This is a genomic window from Arthrobacter sp. USHLN218 (assembly GCF_037144715.1).
Lineage (GTDB): Bacteria > Actinomycetota > Actinomycetes > Actinomycetales > Micrococcaceae > Crystallibacter.
Genome location: NZ_JBBCYT010000009.1, coordinates 120,577 through 139,435 on the forward strand (window position 1 = coordinate 120,577; position 18,859 = coordinate 139,435).

17 protein-coding genes are annotated in these 18,859 nt (G+C 70.5%); 8 read left to right on the forward strand and 9 right to left on the reverse strand.

Features of this window, described 5'->3' with window-relative positions; genetic code table 11:
* Positions 1 to 105: 105 nt before the first annotated feature.
* Complete coding sequence (locus tag WFH44_RS18715; protein WP_336715852.1) at positions 106 to 858, reverse strand: hypothetical protein; 753 nt, start codon at positions 856 to 858, stop codon at positions 106 to 108.
* A gap of 160 nt (positions 859 to 1,018) precedes the next feature.
* Between WFH44_RS18715 and WFH44_RS18720 the strand changes: the two genes are divergently transcribed.
* Positions 1,019 to 2,047, forward strand: a complete 1,029-nt coding sequence (locus WFH44_RS18720; RefSeq protein WP_336715778.1) for an NADP-dependent oxidoreductase — start codon at positions 1,019 to 1,021, stop codon at positions 2,045 to 2,047.
* Here WFH44_RS18720 and WFH44_RS18725 read toward each other — a convergent pair.
* Together WFH44_RS18725 and WFH44_RS18730 are read right to left on the reverse strand one after the other, a co-directional pair.
* Positions 2,037 to 2,912 (reverse strand): RNA polymerase sigma-70 factor, encoded by an 876-nt coding sequence (locus WFH44_RS18725; RefSeq protein WP_336715780.1) that lies wholly within the window; start codon positions 2,910 to 2,912, stop codon positions 2,037 to 2,039. The genes WFH44_RS18720 and WFH44_RS18725 overlap by 11 nt on opposite strands.
* Positions 2,913 to 4,100, reverse strand: coding sequence for an NAD(P)/FAD-dependent oxidoreductase (locus WFH44_RS18730; protein ID WP_336715782.1), 1,188 nt, complete (start codon positions 4,098 to 4,100; stop codon positions 2,913 to 2,915). It lies immediately after the preceding gene.
* Positions 4,101 to 4,176: 76 nt separating this feature from the next.
* On the opposite strand from WFH44_RS18730, the gene WFH44_RS18735 reads away from it, so the two are divergent.
* Positions 4,177 to 4,578: a VOC family protein gene (locus tag WFH44_RS18735; protein ID WP_336715784.1), complete on the forward strand. Its 402-nt coding sequence runs from the start codon at positions 4,177 to 4,179 to the stop codon at positions 4,576 to 4,578.
* Positions 4,579 to 4,615: 37 nt separating this feature from the next.
* Here the strand turns inward: WFH44_RS18735 and WFH44_RS18740 are convergent, their stop codons facing one another.
* Complete coding sequence (locus tag WFH44_RS18740) at positions 4,616 to 5,134, reverse strand: ion channel (RefSeq protein WP_336715786.1); 519 nt, start codon at positions 5,132 to 5,134, stop codon at positions 4,616 to 4,618.
* 37 nt (positions 5,135 to 5,171) lie between these two features.
* Positions 5,172 to 7,577 carry an OpgC domain-containing protein gene (opgC, locus tag WFH44_RS18745; RefSeq protein WP_336715787.1) on the reverse strand — a complete coding sequence of 802 codons (2,406 nt, stop codon included), beginning with the start codon at positions 7,575 to 7,577 and terminating at the stop codon, positions 5,172 to 5,174.
* Between the two features lie 471 nt (positions 7,578 to 8,048).
* Here opgC and WFH44_RS18750 point away from each other — a divergent pair, with 471 nt between their 5' ends.
* Positions 8,049 to 8,804, forward strand: coding sequence for a class I SAM-dependent methyltransferase (locus WFH44_RS18750; protein WP_336715788.1), 756 nt, complete (start codon positions 8,049 to 8,051; stop codon positions 8,802 to 8,804).
* Between the two features lie 41 nt (positions 8,805 to 8,845).
* On the opposite strand, the gene WFH44_RS18755 is transcribed toward WFH44_RS18750, so the two are convergent.
* The gene (locus tag WFH44_RS18755; protein WP_336715790.1) at positions 8,846 to 9,565 is read right to left on the reverse strand and encodes a hypothetical protein; all 720 of its coding nucleotides are present in this window, start codon (positions 9,563 to 9,565) and stop codon (positions 8,846 to 8,848) included.
* 210 nt (positions 9,566 to 9,775) lie between these two features.
* On the opposite strand from WFH44_RS18755, the gene WFH44_RS18760 reads away from it, so the two are divergent.
* A complete protein-coding gene (locus tag WFH44_RS18760) occupies positions 9,776 to 11,206 on the forward strand; it encodes an aldehyde dehydrogenase family protein (protein ID WP_336715792.1) in 1,431 nt (476 codons plus the stop codon).
* Positions 11,207 to 11,445: 239 nt separating this feature from the next.
* Here the strand turns inward: WFH44_RS18760 and WFH44_RS18765 are convergent, their stop codons facing one another.
* Both WFH44_RS18765 and WFH44_RS18770 read right to left on the reverse strand, forming a co-directional pair.
* On the reverse strand, positions 11,446 to 12,120 hold the full coding sequence (locus WFH44_RS18765; RefSeq protein ID WP_336715794.1) for a response regulator: 675 nt from the start codon (positions 12,118 to 12,120) through the stop codon (positions 11,446 to 11,448).
* Positions 12,117 to 13,739 carry a sensor histidine kinase gene (locus WFH44_RS18770; RefSeq protein ID WP_336715795.1) on the reverse strand — a complete coding sequence of 541 codons (1,623 nt, stop codon included), beginning with the start codon at positions 13,737 to 13,739 and terminating at the stop codon, positions 12,117 to 12,119. Before WFH44_RS18770 ends, WFH44_RS18765 begins: the two co-directional genes overlap by 4 nt.
* Positions 13,740 to 13,952: 213 nt before the next feature.
* On the opposite strand from WFH44_RS18770, the gene WFH44_RS18775 reads away from it, so the two are divergent.
* From WFH44_RS18775 to WFH44_RS18790, 4 genes are read left to right on the forward strand one after another with little or no spacing between them, the layout of a single operon-like run.
* Complete coding sequence (locus WFH44_RS18775; RefSeq protein ID WP_336715798.1) at positions 13,953 to 14,966, forward strand: Bug family tripartite tricarboxylate transporter substrate binding protein; 1,014 nt, start codon at positions 13,953 to 13,955, stop codon at positions 14,964 to 14,966.
* Positions 14,963 to 15,466, forward strand: coding sequence for a tripartite tricarboxylate transporter TctB family protein (locus WFH44_RS18780; protein WP_336715800.1), 504 nt, complete (start codon positions 14,963 to 14,965; stop codon positions 15,464 to 15,466). The genes WFH44_RS18775 and WFH44_RS18780 overlap by 4 nt, the downstream gene beginning before the upstream one ends.
* Positions 15,467 to 17,098, forward strand: coding sequence for a tripartite tricarboxylate transporter permease (locus tag WFH44_RS18785; RefSeq protein WP_336715801.1), 1,632 nt, complete (start codon positions 15,467 to 15,469; stop codon positions 17,096 to 17,098).
* Positions 17,095 to 17,490, forward strand: coding sequence for a universal stress protein (locus WFH44_RS18790; protein ID WP_336715803.1), 396 nt, complete (start codon positions 17,095 to 17,097; stop codon positions 17,488 to 17,490). Before WFH44_RS18785 ends, WFH44_RS18790 begins: the two co-directional genes overlap by 4 nt.
* A 107-nt stretch (positions 17,491 to 17,597) precedes the next feature.
* On the opposite strand, the gene WFH44_RS18795 is transcribed toward WFH44_RS18790, so the two are convergent.
* Positions 17,598 to 18,512 carry a DUF2382 domain-containing protein gene (locus WFH44_RS18795; protein ID WP_336715805.1) on the reverse strand — a complete coding sequence of 305 codons (915 nt, stop codon included), beginning with the start codon at positions 18,510 to 18,512 and terminating at the stop codon, positions 17,598 to 17,600.
* Between the last annotated feature and the right edge of the window lie 347 nt (positions 18,513 to 18,859).

Genomic DNA, 18,859 nt, shown 5'->3' on the forward strand with positions numbered 1-18,859 from the left:
AGGGCGGCCTGCACGGCGTAACGGGCACGATGTAACGGGCACAGGGTGACGGCCAGGATATGACGGGTACGACGGCGGCCGGCCGGCCGCCGTCGTCAACCTGCCTTAGAGCTCGAAGTCGCCGAACGCGCCGTCGGCCTCGCCGAAGAAACCGCCGAAGCCGCCCTGGTCGCCGAAGCCTTCGCCGGCGGACGCGATCCCGTCGCCGACTCCCTCGGCGGCGCCGGCAATCCCCTCGCCGATGCCGCTGAACCCCTCGAGCAGCGGTCCCGCGATGGCCGAGCCGACGAAACCGGCGGCGACGCCGGCCAGGAGGCCAGCGCCCAGGCCGCCGGCCGCCCCCGCAGCACCCGCCGCGAGCCGGCCGCCGCCCTGCCCGCCGCGGCCGAGGATGCGCTCCATGAAGCCGGGACGGGAGACCTCGGCGCGGGTGGCGGTGCGGGCCAGGACCTCCGGCCGGTCCGAGCCGGCGTGCTCGGAGGCCGGCAACTGGCTATTGAGCTCGTCCCGGAGCATCGCCCGCTGCTGCGGGGTCAGCCGGCTGAAGGCCTCGGCGTGCGCGCGTTCCATGTCCTGCGGCGGCGCGGTGTGCAGCATGTACTTGTACTTCGCGATCGCCGCCTGGTCGGCATCCTGGCCCTGCAGCGGGCGGCCGCCGGACTGGTTCGGAGCGGAGGGAGACTGCCGGCCGCCGTACCCCTGGTCCTGACCGTAGCCGGGCTGGCCGTACCCCTGGCCCTGGCCGTAGCCGCCCTGGGTCCCGCCGGATGGGTGCTGCTGCCCGGTGCGGCGGGACAGCTGTTCCTTCGCGTACTGCATGGCCATGGTCTTGCCCTTGCGGACCAGCTTGTCGAACATTCCCACGTGCGGCTCCTTTGGTTGGTGTGGTCGGACCGTTGTGCGATCAGGCCCCGTCTTCTTAACCTCCCGCGTCCGGCATGAGTTCCGCGGCCCGCAGCGGCCTCCGGAATCGGATGCAGGCTCACCGCCGGGCGGCGGGGGAGGCTAGCCTGAATGCATGGCTCATTCTGCGACGCACTCCACGACCCGCATCGTGCTGGCCGAACGGCCCGAGGGCACGCCGACCGCATCGACCTTCCGCACCGACACCGCCGAGCTGGCGGCGCCGGCCGACGGGCAGCTGCTGGTGCGCAACCGCTACATCTCGCTGGACCCGTACATGCGCGGGCGGATGAGCGCGGCCAAGTCCTACGCCAAGCCAACTCCGCTCGGCGAGGTCCTCCCCGCCGAGACCGTGGCCGAGGTGGTGGAGAGCCGGCACCCGGACTTCGCCGCCGGCCAGCTGGTGGCGACCTACGGCGGGTGGCAAAGCGCCGCCGTCGTGCCCGGAAAGATGGCCCGCCGCATTGCGGACAACGGCCTGCCGGAGTCCACCGCGCTCGGCGTCCTCGGCATGCCGGGCTTCACCGCCTATTCGGGCATGGCGGAGATCGGCAGGATCCAGGCGGGCGAGACGCTCGTGGTCGCGGCGGCCGCGGGGCCGGTCGGCTCGGCCGTCGGACAGCTGGCCAAGGCGGCCGGCGCCCGGGCCGTGGGCGTTGCCGGCGGCGCCGAGAAGTGCGCCTATCTGGTGGACGAACTCGGTTTCGACGCGGCCGTGGACCACCGGTCGGCCGACTTCGCCGACCGGCTGAAGTCCGCCTGCCGCGACGGCATCGACGTGTACTGGGAGAACGTCGGCGGCAAGGTCCTCGAGGCGGTGCTGCCGCTGCTGAACCTGTACGGGCGGATGCCGGTCTGCGGGATGGTGGCGCAGTACAACGCGACCGGCGTCCCGGAAGGGCCGGACCGGCTGCCCGGTTTCATGCGCGCCGTCCTGAACCAGAGCCTGACCGTCCGCGGCTTCATCCAGACCGAGTTCCGTGCCAAGCACTGGGACGGCTTCCAGCAGGACATGGCCCGGCTGGTCGCCGAGGGACGGATGAAGTACCGCGAGGACGTCGTGGAGGGCCTCGAGAGTGCCCCGCAGGCCTTCATCGGGCTGCTCGAAGGGCGCAACTTCGGGAAGCTGCTGATCAAGGTCTGACGGCCGCGCCGTCCGCGAGTCCGGCGAGCTTGTCCGGGTTGCGCACGATGTAGACGCCCGTGACCAGCCCGTCCTGTACCTCGACCATGGCGGCCAGGTCCAGCCGCGTTCCGCTGAAGAGCAGCAGGCCGGGCAGGTTGTTCAGGGTGGAGAATTCCACGCGCATGTCCGGCAGGCCCTTCGCCGCGAGGCCGGCCAGGAATCGGGCTACCCGGTCCGCCCCGAGCACGGGCCGGCGCGCCGCGGAGACCTTGCCGCCGCCGTCGGACAGCAGGACGGCGCCGGGCGCGAGCAGGTCCATCAGGGACTGCAGGTCGCCGCCGAGCGTCGCCGCCATGAACCGGTCCGCGACCTGGCGCTGCCGGGCGGCGTCGACGTCGAACCGCGGCTGCCGCTCCCGGACGTGCTCCCTGGCCCGGTGCGCCAGCTGGCGGACCGCGGCCGCGGACTTGCCGGTGGCCTCGGCGATGTCGGTGTAGGGGAAGTCGAAGACCTCGCGCAGGACAAAGACGGCACGCTCATCCGGCGTGAGCGACTCGAGGACCACCAGCATCGCAACCGAAAGCGCCTCGCCCAGCACCGCGTCCTCGGCCACGTCGGGTCCGGTCAGGATCGGCTCCGGCAGCCACGGACCGATGTAGTCCTCGCGCCGCCGCCGGGCGGAACGGAGCGAGTTCAGCGCGGTCCGGGTCGCGACCTTGGCGAGGTAGGCGCGCGGGTTGTGCACGCCGTCGTCCGCTACTTCCGCCCACTTCAGGTAGCTGTCCTGGACCACGTCCTCGGCATCCGTGGCCGTGCCGGTGATCTCGTAGGCGATGGCGAAGAGCAGCGGGCGGTGCTCTTCGAAGGCCTCGGCGGAGCCCATTCAGCGTGCCCCCGCCAGTTCCCGGTCCGCCGTCGGGTGGGGTCCCTTGGGCCAGCCGTACGAGCCGCCGCGGGCCTCCTTGCGGATCCACGCCAGCGTCATCCGGCACACCTGTTCCTTCACCATGGCCCCCATTCTGCCGTGCAGCGCCAGCCCGCGCGGCCGGTCGTCCGCATGCACCAGCTGGATCAGCCCCGCCGAGCGGCCCAGGCTGATGCACCTCACGATAAACCCGCCGGAGAAGGATCGGGGAGCGCGGCCTAGCATCCGGTCCGCGATCGCGTCCGCCGCCTGCGCACCGAGCGGCATGGCCGCGGCGCACGACATGCGCAGGTGGGCGCCGACGGAATCGGGAAGCCGGACCGCGTCCCCGGCGCCGAAGATTTCGGGATACCCGGGCACCGAGAGCGCCTCGTCCACCAGCAGCCGGCCGTGTTCCCCGGTGGGCAGGCCGCTGTCCCGCGCCAGTTCCGGCGCGGCGAAGCCCGCGGTCCACACGGTCAGGTCGGCGTGCACCGGGCTCGCCGGGGCGGTATCCGCGGACGACGGCGGCAGGTGCATTGCGTCGGGGCGTTGCGCCTCGGTGCGGTCCGCCAGCGCGACGCCGAGGCCGGCCAGTGTCCTCCGCAGCTCGCGCCGTCCGGCCGCCGACAGATCGGACCCGATGGTGCCGCGCGATACCAGCCGGACCCGCAGCCGCGGATGCCGCTCCGCGATCTCGGCGGCGGCCTCGATTCCGGTCAGCCCGCCGCCGACTACGTCCACCGCTGCACCCCGTGCCAGGCCGGCCAGCCGGGTCCGCAGCAGCGCCGCCGATTCCTCGTCCGCCAGCCCGCAGGCACCGGCGGCCGCGGGGCTGGAACTGCCCGCCGCGTAGAGCAGCGAGTCATAGGCCAGCGGCTCCCGGCCGTCCGTGAAGCGGACCAGCCGCGCCCGCGGATCGATGCGCGCGGCCCGTCCGACGACGACGGCCACGTCCGGGTGCAGCAGCGATTCCAGCGGCACCGAGGCGGATTCCCTGGTCCCGGCGGCAACCTGGTGCAGCCGGATCCGTTCGACGAAGTCCGGCCGCGGGTTGACCACGGTGACGCCGACGCGCCCGGCCAGCTCCTTGTTTGCCGCGAGCCGGTTGGCCGCCAGCACTCCCGCATACCCGGCCCCGATGATGACTACCCGCTGTACAGCCACCGTAAACTCCTTTGTTCGCTCCAAACCGACATACCCAAGACACCGGCCGCGCGGGATGTGTGACATGATCGGCCGAATGGAGCCACTGAGCAGCCGCATCATTCTTCGCCCCACCGATCCCGGCAAGAGCCAGGCCTTCTACCGGGACACCCTCGGCCTGGCCGTCTACCGGGAGTTCGGCGACCCGAAGGACCCGGGACAGGTCTTCTTCCTGGGCAACGGGATGCTCGAAGTGTCCGGCCGGCGGGACGCCGAAGGACCGGGCCGGATGGAGCTGTGGATCCAGGTCCGGGATGTGCGCGCCGAGCACCGCCGGCTGGAGGAAGCGGGGGTGCAGGTCCTCCGCGCGCCGCAGCAGGAGCCGTGGGGCCTGATCGAAATGTGGATCGCCGATCCGGACGGCGTGCGCATCGTCCTCGTCGAGGTCCCCGCCGACCACCCGCTCCGCCGCGACCAGCGGGACCCCGCCGCCATGTGAGGCTAGGGGAGCCCGCCCCTGACGGCGAGGGCACGCGCTAGCGCAGCGTCTGCCGCCTCGGCCTGCCCGCCGCGAAGAACGTCGTCTTGGCGATCAGCGCGAGCACGCCCAAATCCAGCAACATCTGCACCGTTACCGCGACCCGCGCCGTTTCGTTCACGGGCGTGATGTCGCCGAACCCCACCGTGGCGAAGGTGGATGCCGTGAAGTAGAGCGCGTCCAGCCGTCCGAGCGGCTCGCTGAACGCGTCCGGATCCGTCGCGGCAAGGGAGAGGTAGAGCAGCGCGAACAGGCAGATAAAGAGCACCACGAGTTCGATGACGAATTCCACGGCCCGAAGCCGTGGTGTGCCGGCCGCGAGGATCCGCCACACGGCGAACGCCATCGCGGCGCTGAAAACCAGGACGACAGCGGCCAGCCGCAGCCATGGGCCAAGGTTGGCGCCCTGGCGGAAGCCGCCGATCGGCAGCAGGAAGTACGCCGCCAGCACGAGGACCAGGACGGCAATGGTCCGTCCCGCCGACGCGGCCACGAGCCGGACCAGCGATCGTTTCATGCGCGAATCATAGCGCTCCGGTTGCGCCCGGGCATGATCAGCGGGGGATGATCCGGAACAGGAACCGCGTCCGGACCATGACCCACAGCAGCGCCAGCACAGCGGCGTAGGCCAGCGTGTTGAGCCAGACCCTGCCCTCGTTCAGCACCTGGATGTTGTCGATGACCAGCACGAGGAACACATGCATGATGAAGACGTAGAGCGTCGCCTGGCCGAGGGGAATCAGCAGCCAGCCCAGGGCCCGCTTCAGCACGGCCCAGTAGGCGCTGAGCAGGGCGTACCCGGCGACGACGACCACCAGGACGTTGAGCACCCTGCCCGGACCGAGGAACGTCCGGTTGAAGTAGCGGTCGTAGATGTCCTGGTAGAGCGCGTCCGGCAGCAGCGCCAGCCGCACGTCGTAGGCATTGGCCAGGTACGGGTTGCACCAGGAGAAGAGGGCGAACAGCGCGGCCAGCCCGACGCAGCCGGCGAGCACGATCCGGTGCCGGGAGAACCAGGCGACGATCGCGCGGCGGTGGTAGCCGGTGACCATGCCGACGACGAACAGCAGCTGCCACACCAGCAGCGGGAAGGAGTCCTCGAACTGCGACGGCAACAGGCGGATCCGGGCGGTCGAGCCGAGCACGTAGAGTCCGGTGCTGAGGAGGAGGACCAGCCAGGCCTTCTTCCGGGCCAGGGCGGCGAGGATGAGCGGGCTGGCCAGCAGCAGGATCACGTACAGGCCCATGATGTTGAACTGCCACGGGCCGAATTGCAGGCTGAGGATCTGCGGGACCACGTTGCCGGGCACCGGATACTGCAGGATGCCGTCCATGCCGGAGTAGAGGTCGTAGGTGCGGCCGGCGGCCGCGCGCCCCGCGGCTCCGGTGCCCTGGTCGGAGAAGGTGGTGACGGCGTCGGAATCCACGGTCGGCAGCCAGCTCAGCGCGAAGACCGCGACCACCACGGCCAGCGCGGTCAGGTAGAGCTTTCCGGCCCGCCGCGCCGTGGCATCGACGACGTCGCCCAGGCCGTCGGCGACGCGCGGGCCGTAGACCATGCCGAGCACGGTGCCGGAGAGCAGCACGAACAATTCGGCCCCTGACACCACGCCGACGGCTTCCTGGCTCAGCAGCTGGAAGAGCGAGACCAGGCCCAGGTGGTTGACGACGACGAAGACAATGGCCACCCCGCGCAGCAGGTCCACGCGCAGGTCCCGCCGCGTCTCCTCCGCGTAGGCCCAGGACCGCGCCGCTCCCCGTCGGGTCGGGAGGAACCACAGGATGGCCGCGGCGGCGAGCGTTGCGGCGACCGCGCCCCACGCCGGGATGCCGCTGAGCGCGGTCCCTTCGCCCGCGGCCCCGGTGCCGGCGGCCCGCTCGGTGACCGGGGCGGTGGCCAGGGCCGAGTCTGCGAGGCCGGCCCGGAAGGCGGCCGCCTGCGTGCCGTCGAAGCTGACCCGCCAGTCGACCGTAGTTTCGCCCAGTGCCCGCTGCGTCGTCGTCTCCATCCAGATGACGGCGCCGATCGCCCGGTGGTCCGCCGAGGCCGCCCGGAAGACCTGCTTCCACCAGGCGCTCTTGATCGCCGCAGCCCCGGCACCCCCGGCGCCCGGACTGAAGAACGCGGCGGTGCGGACCATGAGCGGCTTGCCGGCCTCCTCGGCATATCGCTCGTAGAAGTCCTCGGAATCCAGCAGTCCGGCGAAGGCGCCGGCCTGCGGGACGGTGTTGGTCGCGGGTCCGCCGCGCGTCTCGTCATGGAAGGCGGAAAGCCCCACCCAGTCCACCGCGGCGTCGCCGGGATAGTACGGGGCGTAGGCATCGTCCTCCTGGTCCCATTCGCCGTCGGAGTTCGTGTCCAGCAGGCTGAACTCACCGCTGCCGGGCTGCGGCGCGTGCTTGCTCTTGCCATAGGGGTAGTCCTGTGCCGCGTAAGGAGACCACACCATGACCGCGCCTGGAAGCCGTTCGTGGACGGCCTCGGACACCGCCCGGAACGCCGCCGTGTAAGCGGCGGGCTGCTGGCCCCAAGCCATCCAGCTGGCGTTCATGTCCGGGGCGAAACGGACGAAGAGCTTCCCCTCGAACCCCTCGCTTAGCGACTGCAGCCCCTCCGCTAGTTTGGCTGCCCCGGCTGCGTCGAATCGCGCCAGGGGAACGGTGGGGTGGATCGAGAGCACGGCGTGCGAACCCTCCGCAGCGGCCTGGTGCAGGAAGCCCTCGAGGTAGCGCCGCTCCGCGTCCTGGAGCGGCCACGGCATCTCGTGGTCGTAGACGGCCGCGGACGCCCCCAGCCGGTCGGCGTAGGCCTGCGTGCTGTCGGAACCCCAGTCCAGCTCGGCGCCGAATAGCGGGGCGTCGCCGGCCTCCGCCGGAGCCTCGTCCTGTCCAGCCGTGGTGCCGGGGAGGGCGGCATAAGCCGCGGTGCTGCCCGGCAGCATCGCGGCTCCGATTGCCATCACGACGGCGGCAAGTGCCGCAACGTAAAACCAGCGCCTGATCAGGCTAAAGGGTGAAGTCCGAAAGGGATCCGCTGCCACGGCAATACCCTACAGCCGGGGAGGGAATAGGAAGGGACAGGTCCCAAGAACCAGGACACAAACGACAAGATAAGGCTCTGGCCCCGGAAGCGCGTTGGGGGGCCTTCCGGGGCCAGAGCCTTGAAAGTCCGGCCGGACACTTCGGCTGTTGGGGGGAACCGCAGTCAACGGACCGGACCAGGAAATTACTCTACATCATCAACGGTAAGCTTGCTTCCCGGACGTGAAACTTTTCACTCAAATTTTGCGGATTTCCCGCTCGGCAACCGCGGTGACCCGGGAAACGGCAGGGCGTAGACTGCGCGCAGGGGCCGGGAAACGACGACGCCGGGTGCCCGCCGCCGTCGCAGCGGCGGGCCATCGCGGCCCGGGGACGAGAGGCGCGAGGTGATGTTCGAGGTTGCCGCCGAGGCATACAACTCCTTCATGGGCAGGTATTCGGAGCCCTTGGCCGCGCGCTTCATCGACGCGGCCGGTGTGCGCCCGGGGCAGGAGGCCCTGGACGTCGGCTGCGGTCCCGGGGCCCTGACGGCGCTGTTGGCGGCCAGGCTGGGACCCGCGGCGGTGAAGGCGCTCGACCCCTCGTCGTCCTTCGTCGACGCGCTCCGGGCGAGGCTGCCCGGCGTCGAGGTGACGGCTGGGGTGGCCGAGCAGCTGCCCTATCCGGACGATTCCTTCGACTGCGCCCTGTCCCAGCTGGTGGTGCACTTTATGGCCGATCCGGTGGCCGGCCTCGCCGAGATGGCGCGGGTGACCCGGCCCGGGGGCGCCGTTGCCGCCTGCGTGTGGGACCACGCCGGGGGCAGCGGGCCGCTCTCCCTGTTCTGGCGGGTGGTTGGCGAGGTGGATCCGGCCGCTCCGGGCGAGGCAGGACGGCCCGGTTCCCGTGAGGGCCACCTGGCCGAGCTGTTTAGCCAGGCGGGCCTGCGGGACATCGAGGAGAGCAAGCTGACGGTGCGTGTCGGTTTCGCCGGATTCCCCGACTGGTGGGAGCCCTACACCCTCGGGGTCGGCCCCTCCGGGTCCTATTTGGAAGGGCTGGATGCGGCCAAGCGCGCGCAAATCCGGGACCGGTGCGCCCGGCTGATGCCGGAGGGGGCGTTCGACGTCGAGGCATCGGCCTGGTGCGTCCGCGGGCGCCCCTGACAACGGTTAGGCAAGGCGGCTCCGTCGCTAAACGCGTTCGCTCAGCGGGGCCCGCGCCCCGAAGGGTCGGCGGGATCGAAGTAGACCGATCCGAACATAAAGAGGCCGCGCTGGGGGAGCCGGAAGCCGCCGAGCCGTGCCTGCTCTGCGAGGGGCCCGAGGGGACCCAGGTCCTCGCCGCGGAGCGTGGCCGAGCCGGCGTCGATGGACCAGACGCGCCGCGGGATGGCCTTGAAGCGCTGGCTGTTGGGCGAACTGCCGGTCAGCGCGATGCCGCCGGAGTCCAGGACGAGGCCGGCCGCGGGGCCCATCGCCTTCAGCACGGCCGTGGTCCGCAGGAGCGGCCCGGGCATCAGGCCGGCGACGGCGGAGAGGATGCGGGTGGCCGGGGTTGCGGACAGGTGCATGGTCCAGCTGAGATCGACGGCGCCGCCGACCGCGAGCCTCAGCGACTGCTCGCCCGTCCACTGCAGCTCGATGTCCTCCATCGATGCCCCGGCGAGGGCGTTGCCGAAGTAGCGCGGGCAGGACATCCCCGGCGGCACGGTGGAGTACATGCTCCAGGCGCCGGCCGGGGTGCGGACCCAGACGGAGGTGTAGCCGGGGCCGAGGGAGGTGACGGGGAAGCGCCGCATTGCCAGGAGGTAGCCGGAGGCGAAGGGCAGGCCCATGACGCCGTAGCCGCGGAATCGTTCCTCCCGCCCGGCCGGCACGGCGGCATCGTGTTCGACGGCGGCGGCGAGCGTGCGCGGACTCTTCATGGGGCCATTGTCCGCCTGCGCCGACGCCAGCGGCACCGGATCCGGCCCGGAAAACCGGACGGCGCGCAGGGCTTCGGCATGCGGTGCACGGGAAGTCAATGGCTGGGCACTCAGAGACAAGACGGCGGCGGGGCCCACGGGAGACAGTGGACTTCGAAGCATCTAACGCATCGACCGCCCATAGCGGCCGACGACGAAGAAGGGGACTCCATGCAGACCGAACAGGACACCCAGCTGGCCGCCTACGCCGAGCTGCTGGCGGCGATCGAACCGGCCGGGGGCGGCCGGGAAATCAAGGACCCGGCGACGGGTGAGGTCGTCGGGCGCGCCCCCGAGCACACCGCGCAGGACCTGGAGGCCGCGGTGCGGGCGGCGCGGGCAGCGCAGCCCGCGTGGGGCCGGCTGAGCCACGCCGAGCGCAGCGAGTACCTCAACCGGGCCGCCGACGCCATCGAACAGTCCGCCGAGGCGCTCGCCGAGCTGCTGTCCCGGGAACAAGGCAAGCCGCTGAACGGCCCGAACGCGCGCTTCGAGGTCGGAGCCTGCGCGGCGTGGCTGCGGGCCACCGCGTCCTTCGAGCTGGAGCCGGAGGTGCTGGTCGACGACGAGGGCGGCCGCGCCGAGCTGCATTACCGCCCGCTGGGCGTGGTCGGCGCGATCGGCCCGTGGAACTGGCCGATGATGATCTCCGTCTGGCAGCTCGCGCCGTCGCTGCGGATGGGCAACACCGTGGTGATGAAGCCCTCGGAGTACACGCCGCTGAGCGTGCTCGCGCTGGCAAAGGTGATCAACCAGGTGCTGCCGGCCGACGTGCTGCACGTGGTCTCCGGCGGCCGCGACGTCGGCGAGGGACTGGCCTCGCACCCGGAGATCGACAAGGTCATGTTCACCGGCTCCACGGCGACGGGCAAGGCCATCATCCGCTCTTCGGCCGACACGGTGAAGCGGCTGACCCTGGAACTCGGCGGCAACGACGCCGGGATCGTGCTGCCGGACGCTGATCCGAAGGCGATTGCCGAGGGCCTGTTCTGGGGCGCGTTCATCAACACCGGCCAGACCTGCGCCGCGCTCAAGCGGCTCTACGTCCACGAGGACCTCTACGACCAGGTCTGCGAGGCGCTGGTTGACGTGGCCAAGCAGATGCCGATGGGCGTGGGACTGGACGAGCAGAATGTGCTGGGCCCGCTGCAGAACAAGGCCCAGTACGACATCGTCGCGGACCTGGTCCAGGCTGCCAAGGACTCCGGCGCCCGCGTGCTGACCGGCGGCGATCCGGAGACCGGCCAGCCGGGCTACTTCTACCCGACGACACTGGTGGCGGACATCGACAACGACAACCCGCTGGTCGCCCGGGAGCAGTTCGGTCCGGCCCTGCCGATCGTCAAGTACTCCAGCCTGGACGAGGTCGTGGAGATGGCCAACGGCCTCGAGGTCGGCCTCGGCGCCTCGGTGTGGTCCTCGGACCCGGCCAAGGCCCGCGAAGTGGCGGCTCGCATCGAAGCCGGCACGGTGTGGATCAACAAGCACGGTGCCGTCGACCCGCGCGTGCCGTTCGGCGGTGCCAAGGGCTCCGGCTACGGCCTGGAGTTCGGCGCCGAGGGCCTGAAGCACCTCGGCCAGCCGCAGGTCATCAGCTACTGACGCCCTACCCGGGAAAGCAGGAAAGACAGAAGGGAGGACGACGGCGGAACTCGAGATTCCGCCGTCGTCCTCCCTTTCCGGTTCCAAGGTGAGGGGACGAACGCCACCGCGCGAAATTGCCGCGGAATGGAACCGCGCCCGGGTTCTGAACCGCCGGCGGAATTCCGTTTCGCGGCAGAATCCGCCAGGGGAAAGAGCCCGGGTGCCGGGCATCAGAACCCAGCCGGGGAATTCTGCGGCTAGGCGGAAGCGCGGCGCGTCGAGTAGCGGCGTTCGGGGCGGCCGACCTCCCCGTACCGCAGCTGCACCTCGGCCCGACCTTCCTCGCAGAGATACTCCAGGTAGCGCCGCGCGCTGACGCGGGAGATGCCCGCCCGGGCCGCCGCCTCGGTCGCGGACAGCGCGGTGTCCGCCTCCTGCAGCCGCTGCTGGACGAGGCTGAGGGTTTCGGCGCTGAAGCCCTTGGGCAGCGGCCGTTCGCCGTGGCCCACGCCGAAGACCCGGTTGACGTCCTCCTGTTCGGCCGTGCCGGCGGAGGACAGAGGCTGGTACGCCTGCCGGTAGTGCTCCAGCCGCTCGCGCAGGTCCTGGCTGGAAAAGGGCTTCATGAGGTAGTGCACGATGCCGCCGCGCAGGGCCCGGCGCACGGTGTCCATCTCGCGTGCGGCGCTGATGACCAGGACGTCGAGTTCCGGGTCGAGCCGGCGCAGCTGCTGCAGCAGGTCCAGGCCGTTGATGTCCGGCAGGTGGATGTCCAGCAGCACCAGGTCCGGCCGCAGCGTCCGGACCGCCTCGAGGGCTTGGGCCCCGGTGTGGGCCACCCCGGCGACGCTGAAGCCCGCCGCCTGCTTCACGAATCCGGCGTGGACTTTGGCGACCATGAAGTCGTCATCGACTATCAGGACTTTGATCATGCGGGCTGGCTCTGCTTTCCCAGAACGGCGGTGAATTCGGCGCCGGGGGCGTTGCGTACGCCCACGCCTCCGCCGCGCCTTGAACATACTAGACGGGTGAGGGCCAGGCCAAAGCCGCGGCCGCCGCCGTCGTCGGAATCCTTGGTGCTGAAGCCCTGCCGGAAGATATCTTCCACGCTGTCCGCCGCGACGCCCGGGCCGGAGTCCCGGACGGTGACCGTGACCCGGTGCGGCTCGTCCCGCAGGTGGATGTGGACCGCGGCATCCGGGCGGCCGCTGACGGCATCGATCGCGTTGTCCACCAGGTTGCCGACGACGGTGGTCAGGTCCCGCGAGAGGGTCTCGTCCACGCGGCCCAGGGCGGAGCCGTCGTCCAGCTCCAGGGAGACCACGCGTTCCGCCGCGGAGCTGGCCTTGGCGATCAGCAGGGCGGCGACCGCCGGGTCCTCGATACGCGAGGTGACATCGTCGAAGAGGCGCGTCCGGCTCAGGCTGACGCCGTCGACGAAGCGGGTGACCTCGTCATATTCGCCGAGCTGGATCAGCCCCGAGATGGTGTGCAGCTGGTTCGCGAACTCGTGGGTCTGGGCGCGCAGCGTGTCCGTGGTGGTGCGGGTGGCGCCCAGTTCCTTCTCCAGCGAGGACAGCTCGGTGCGGTCGCGCAGGGTGGTGACGGAGCCGATCAGCTTGCCGCGCGAGCGCAGCGGCATCCGGTTGCAGACGACCACGCGCTCGCCGACCAGCACCAGCCGGTCCGGACCGGTCTGGTCCGCGGTGAGGACGTCGCGCAGGCGGGCGGGGACGGCCAGCTCATCGAGGGTCTTGCCGGCGCAGTCGTGGGGCAGCTCGAGGAGCTGGCGCGCGCTGTCGTTGGCCAGCGTGATGCGTGCGTGGCGGTCCAGGGCGAGGACGCCCTCCTTCACGTCGTGCAGGATGGCCTCGCGGTGCTCCACCAGGCCGGCGATCTGCTCGGGTTCGAGGCCGAGGGTCTGCCGCTTGACCCGGCGGGCGAGCAGCAGGGACCCGGCGGCGCCGAGGCCGATGGAGACGCCGAGGTAGGTCAGCAGGTTGGGCAGGGCGTCGCCGAGCCGTTCCCAGACGGACGGATAGTTCCGGCCGACGGCGGCGATCCCGACCATGCGTCCGCCGTCGTCGAGGACGGGGACGTGGGCCACCAAGGTCCGGCCTCCGGGGAGCTCCACGGGTCCGGTCCAGGCGCGGCCGGAGAGGACGAGGCTGTCGCCCAGCGGCAGCCGGCTGCCGAGCTGGTCCGGATCGGAGGAGGTGATGACGGTGCGGTCCGGGTGCGCCAGGTATACGCTGCTGGAGCCGGAGACCGTGCGGACGGACTCGGCGACGGCCGGCAGCGCGGCTCCCAGCCGGGGCTGCGCGACCGGCAGCAGGGCCCGGACGGCGGGCATGGCGGCCAGGGACTCCGCCGCGGACAGGGCGCGGCGGCCCTCGACCCGTTCGAAGGTCTGGGCGGACTGCGCCAGGGATAGGGCGACGACGCCGGCCAGCACCGCGGCGACGATCAGCAGCTGGAGGACCAGGTACTGCCCGGCCAGTGTCAGGCCGCGGCGCCGCCGCTTCGCCCGGCCGCGGGCATGCTGGTCCATTTCCGATCCCTCCAACCCAGGCTCCGGCCTGCCGCTGTTTCCCTCAGTTACCGCGTCTGGTACCGCGTGAACTATATCCTCAGGTCGGCACGGAACCGGTATGTGAGCGTGAACACAATGAACTCAATTTTCTTTGAGACCGCAAATGTGCCGCGGCTCACATGCCGTTTTACGGTTGGTGGGCTCGATCACTCTTTGAGATGAGGATTCTCCATGCGCAAGAACAACGTCTTCCGCCTCGCCGCCGTTGCCGCCGGCGTGGCCCTGGCCATGACCGGCTGCGGGGTGACCGGTTCCGGCAGCAGCAGCGACGCCGGCACGTCCGCTGCCGCCGAGGGCCCCGTCAGCGACCTGCGGATCATGGTCCCGAACACGCCCGGCGGCGGCTACGACACCACCGCCCGAGTCGCCGCCAAGGTGATGGAGGAGACCGACATCGCCTCCAATATCGAGGTCTTCAACCTGGCCGGCGCCGGCGGCACCGTGGGCCTGGCCCGCACCGTGAACGAAAAGGGCAACGGCGACCTGGCCATGCTGATGGGGCTGGGCGTGGTCGGCGCCAGCTACACCAACGACTCCGAGGCCAAGCTGACCGAGACCACCCCGCTGGCCCGCCTGATCCAGGAGCCGGGCGCAATCATGGTCTCGAAGGACTCGCCCTACAAGACCATCGACGACCTGGTGAAGGCCTGGAAGGAAAACCCGGGCAAGGTCAGCGTCGGCGGCGGCTCCTCGCCGGGCGGCCCGGACCACCTGCTGCCCATGCAGCTGGCCCAGGCCGTGGGCATCGATCCGAAGGACGTGAACTTCGTGTCCTACGACGGCGGCGGCGACCTGCTCCCGGCCATCCTCGGCAACAAGCTCGGCTTCGCCGCCTCCGGCGCCGGCGAGTACATCGACCAGATCAAGAGCGGCGAGATCCGCGTCCTGGCCACCAGCGGCGAGGAGCGGCTCGAGGGCGTCGACGCCCCGACGCTGAAGGAATCCAAGATCGACCTCGTGTTCACCAACTGGCGCGGCATCGTCGCCCCGCCGGAAGCCAGCGAGGAAGACAAGCAGAAGTGGATCGCGGCCCTCGAGAAGATGCACGGCACCCCCGAGTGGAAGAAGGCCCTCGAGGACAACGGCTGGTCGGACGCCTTCGCCACCGGCGAGGAGTTCTCCGCCTTCCTGAAGGAACAGGACCAGCGCGTCGCCGACGTCCTGTCCGAGCTGGGGCTTGCGTGAACAAGCTGGCTTCACGGCTGAAAGGCCGCTCCGAGCTGGGCCTCGCGGCCCTGCTCGGGGCGGTCGGCGTGATCGTCATCCTCGACGCCGCCTCGATCACCGTCCCGTATTCGCAGGCCGACCCGGTCGGACCCAAGACCATGCCGTTCATTATCGGCGGCCTGCTGCTGGTGTGCGCGGTGCTGCTCGCCATCAACGTGCTGCGCGGCGGCCAGGGCGAAGCCGAGGGCGGCGAGGATGTGGACCTGAGCCACCCGAGCGACTGGCGGACCGTGCTTCCGCTGGTCGGCGCGTTCGTGCTCAACATCCTGCTGATCGACACCGTCGGCTGGGTGATTTCCGGGGCCCTGCTGTTCTGGGGCAGCGCCTGGGCCCTCGGCAGCCGCCGCTACGTGCGGGACGCGATCATCGCCGTCGTTCTGTCGCTGGGTACGTTCTACGGTTTCTACCTCGGCCTGGGCATCAATCTCCCGGCCGGACTGCTGCAAGGAGTGCTCTAGATGGAGACATTCGACCTGCTGATGCAGGGATTTTCGACGGCGGCGACTCCCCTTAACCTGCTCTATGCCGTCATCGGCGTACTGCTGGGCACCGCCGTGGGCGTGCTGCCCGGCATCGGACCGGCGATGGCCATCGCGCTGCTGCTGCCCGTGACCTACGGGCTCGAGCCGACCAGCGCGTTCATCATGTTCGCCGGCATCTACTACGGCGGCATGTACGGCGGCTCGACCACGTCCATCCTGCTGAATACCCCGGGTGAATCCGCCACCGTCATCACCGCGATCGAGGGCCACAAGATGGCCAAGGCCGGGCGGGCCGCCCAGGCGCTCGCGACGGCGGCCATCGGCTCGTTCGTCGCCGGTACCATCGGCACCGCGCTGCTCGTCGCGTTCACGCCGATGGTCGTGGACTTCGCCGTCAGCCTCGGCGCGCCGAGCTACCTGGCCATCATGGTGCTGGCGCTGCTCGCCGTGACCGCCGTGCTTGGCACGTCCAAGCTGCGCGGCTTCGCCTCCCTCGGCCTCGGGCTGGCCATCGGCCTGGTCGGCGCGGACCACACGACCGGGCAGCAGCGCCTGGTCTTCGGGCAGCCGCTGCTGGTGGACGGGCTGGACATCGTCGTCGTCGCCGTGGCCATCTTCGCCGTCGGCGAGGCGCTCTGGATCGCCGCCCACCTGCGGCGCCGCCCCATGCAGACCATCCCGGTGGGCCGGCCCTGGATGGGCAAGCAGGACTGGAAGCGGTCCTGGAAGCCCTGGCTGCGCGGCACCGCGTACGGCTACCCGTTCGGCGCGCTGCCGGCCGGCGGCGCGGAGGTCCCGACCTTCCTGTCCTACGTGACCGAGAAGAAGCTGTCCAAGCACCCCGAGGAATTCGGCCACGGCGCAATCGAGGGCGTCGCGGGTCCGGAGGCGGCGAACAACGCCTCGGCGGCCGGCACCCTGACGCCGATGCTCGCCCTCGGCCTGCCGACCAATGCCACCGCCGCGGTCATGCTCACCGCCTTCATCCAGTACGGCATCCAGCCCGGCCCGCTGCTCTTCGACAACGAGCCGGACCTGGTGTGGGCGCTGATCGCGAGCCTGTTCATCGGCAACACCCTGCTTCTGCTGATCAACCTGCCGCTGGCGCCGCTCTGGGCCAAGCTGCTGCAGATCCCGCGGCCGTACCTGTACGCCGGCATCCTGTTCTTCGCCACGCTGGGCGCCTACGCGGTCAACCTGCAGGCGTTCGACCTGGTGATCCTGCTGGTGCTCGGAGCGCTCGGCTTCATGATGCGCCGCTACGGACTGCCGGTGCTGCCGCTGATCATCGGCGTCATCCTCGGCCCGCGCGCCGAGGAGCAGCTGCGCAAGGCCCTGCAGCTCAGCGGCGGCGACCCGGCAGGCCTGTTCAGCGAGCCGATCGCCGTGGGGACCTACATCCTCGTGGCCCTGGTGCTGCTGCTGCCGCTGGCCATCTCCGCGTTCAAGCGGTTCCGTCCGCAGCCGCAGGGCGTCCCGGCCGGCGCCGAACCGCTGGCCCAGGCCGCCACCGCGGAAGCCCGTCAAGGGGCTACCGTGCCCAACGGACCGCGTGAGACGATCGCCGAGGATTCCCAGCACCAATACGATCACGAGGAGAAACCATGACAGTTCTGGTCGGCTACATCCCCACGCCCGAGGGCGCAGCCGCGCTGGACCGCGCCATCGTCGAAGCCCGGAGCCGGTCCGCCAAGCTGGTCGTCGTGAACGCCAGCCGGGGCGACGTCTTCGTGGATGACCGGTTCGTGCAGTCGGACGGGGCCGAGGCACTGCGCAAGCGCCTGGACGGCGAGGACGTGGCCTACGAACTGTTTCAGCCGATCGGCGGGCACGACAGCGCCGACGAGGTGCTGGACGCGGCCGAGCAGCACGGCGCCGAGCTGATCGTGATCGGGCTGCGCCGGCGCACCCCGGTGGGCAAGCTGATCATGGGCAGCACCGCGCAGCGGATCCTGCTGCAGGCCGAATGCGCGGTGCTGGCGGTCAAGGCCGCCAAGTAGGCACCCACCCGCAGGCACAACCCGCAGGCACAAAGGGAGGACGACGGCGAAACCGAGGTTCCGCCGTCGTCCTCCCTTTTGCGTTGCGGCTTTAGCCGGCAGCCGGACTACCGGTCGCGGTCGCGGCCCAAGGTACCATCGCGCAGGCGGTCGTCCGCGCCGTCCGCCTCGATCCGCTCCTTGCGGACCTCGTCGCTGACCGTCTCCTGGTCCGTAACGGTGTCCTTTTCGAGGCGGACCCGCTCCACGGGCACCGTCTCCTTCTCGACGACCGGCCGCTCCTCGTGCAGGGTCACCTCGTGCTCATCCTCGCGGAGGTCGGGGCCGGACAGGGCGTCGCCGACGTTCCCGTCCGTGATGGGTTCGCGCTCGACGCGCACCTCTTCACGGGTCACGGGCACCGTGCGGGTGACGTTCTCCGTGACGACATACTTGCGAAGCCGGGCCCGGCCGGTTTCGTGGCGCTCGGTGCCGACGTGCAGCTGCTCCTCCGAACGCGTCATGGCATCGTCCGTGCCGCGGCCCGCCGTGCCACGGTCGGCCAGGCCATCGCGGCCGGCCAAGCCATCACGGTCGGCGAGTCCATCGCGGTCGGCGAGTCCATCACGGTCGGCCAGGCCGTCGCGGCCGGTCACGCCACGGCCGGCCAGTCCATCACGGTCGGCCAGGCCATCGCGGTCGGTCACGCCGCGGGTGCCGTTGCCGTTGGCGATGCTGTAGTGCCGGTAGAGGTGGTCCTCTTCCTCAGGGCTGAGGTGGCCGTCCGGGTCGACGCGCGGGGCGTCCTTGACCTCGTCCTTGGTGTACGGAACGCGGATGTCGCCGTCGTCGTACGTCGCCTCGGTCAGCGGAACGAAGGTTTCGGACATGCCGAACAGGCCGGTCTTGACCGTTACCCAGCTCGGGTCTTCGGTGCGGTCGTCCAGGTAGAACTGACCGACGGAGCCGATCTTGTTTCCCGAGTTGTCGAGGACGTTGGTGTTACCGCCAGCGAGAATGTCGATGTTTTCCCTAGTGATCATTACATCTCCTATCTTTCCCGGGCACGGCGGATCAGTCCGGGGCGGGACGGGGTCCCCGTTCCGCCGCTGATGATGTTGGACTGGTCCTGGCGCGGCACCGCATCTAGCGTTCGGTTCTGCCGGGAGGATCTCTCCTCCCCGCAGCCGTCGGGGCTTTCCCTGTGCCGCGCATCGCGACGCGTTGTGCCTTCGCGAATTCCGCTTACATATTTACCTAAGCATGCTTATTAATCGCGTGCAAGGCTGTCGGCCGGATCCGTCCGCACCCGGATTTGCGGCCGGCCGGCGCGGGGGCCGGCGGCTGTCATGGTCCGGCGGCCGGGGCTGCAGTAGCATCGGCTCAGCTG

Excerpts from the sequence above, each read along its gene's own strand:
- WFH44_RS18735 (WP_336715784.1), top strand. The coding sequence starts at position 4,177 with ATGGAGCCACTGAGCAGCCGCATCATTCTTCGCCCCACCGATCCCGGC.
- WFH44_RS18725 (WP_336715780.1), bottom strand. The coding sequence starts at position 2,912 with ATGGGCTCCGCCGAGGCCTTCGAAGAGCACCGCCCGCTGCTCTTCGCC.
- WFH44_RS18715 (WP_336715852.1), bottom strand. The coding sequence starts at position 858 with ATGTTCGACAAGCTGGTCCGCAAGGGCAAGACCATGGCCATGCAGTAC.
- WFH44_RS18760 (WP_336715792.1), top strand. The coding sequence starts at position 9,776 with ATGCAGACCGAACAGGACACCCAGCTGGCCGCCTACGCCGAGCTGCTG.
- WFH44_RS18755 (WP_336715790.1), bottom strand. The coding sequence starts at position 9,565 with ATGAAGAGTCCGCGCACGCTCGCCGCCGCCGTCGAACACGATGCCGCC.
- WFH44_RS18765 (WP_336715794.1), bottom strand. The coding sequence starts at position 12,120 with ATGATCAAAGTCCTGATAGTCGATGACGACTTCATGGTCGCCAAAGTC.
- WFH44_RS18790 (WP_336715803.1), top strand. The coding sequence starts at position 17,095 with ATGACAGTTCTGGTCGGCTACATCCCCACGCCCGAGGGCGCAGCCGCG.
- WFH44_RS18785 (WP_336715801.1), top strand. The coding sequence starts at position 15,467 with ATGGAGACATTCGACCTGCTGATGCAGGGATTTTCGACGGCGGCGACT.
- WFH44_RS18720 (WP_336715778.1), top strand. The coding sequence starts at position 1,019 with ATGGCTCATTCTGCGACGCACTCCACGACCCGCATCGTGCTGGCCGAA.
- WFH44_RS18795 (WP_336715805.1), bottom strand. The coding sequence starts at position 18,512 with ATGATCACTAGGGAAAACATCGACATTCTCGCTGGCGGTAACACCAAC.
- WFH44_RS18750 (WP_336715788.1), top strand. The coding sequence starts at position 8,049 with ATGTTCGAGGTTGCCGCCGAGGCATACAACTCCTTCATGGGCAGGTAT.
- WFH44_RS18770 (WP_336715795.1), bottom strand. The coding sequence starts at position 13,739 with ATGGACCAGCATGCCCGCGGCCGGGCGAAGCGGCGGCGCCGCGGCCTG.
- WFH44_RS18775 (WP_336715798.1), top strand. The coding sequence starts at position 13,953 with ATGCGCAAGAACAACGTCTTCCGCCTCGCCGCCGTTGCCGCCGGCGTG.
- WFH44_RS18740 (WP_336715786.1), bottom strand. The coding sequence starts at position 5,134 with ATGAAACGATCGCTGGTCCGGCTCGTGGCCGCGTCGGCGGGACGGACC.
- opgC (WP_336715787.1), bottom strand. The coding sequence starts at position 7,577 with ATGGCAATCGGAGCCGCGATGCTGCCGGGCAGCACCGCGGCTTATGCC.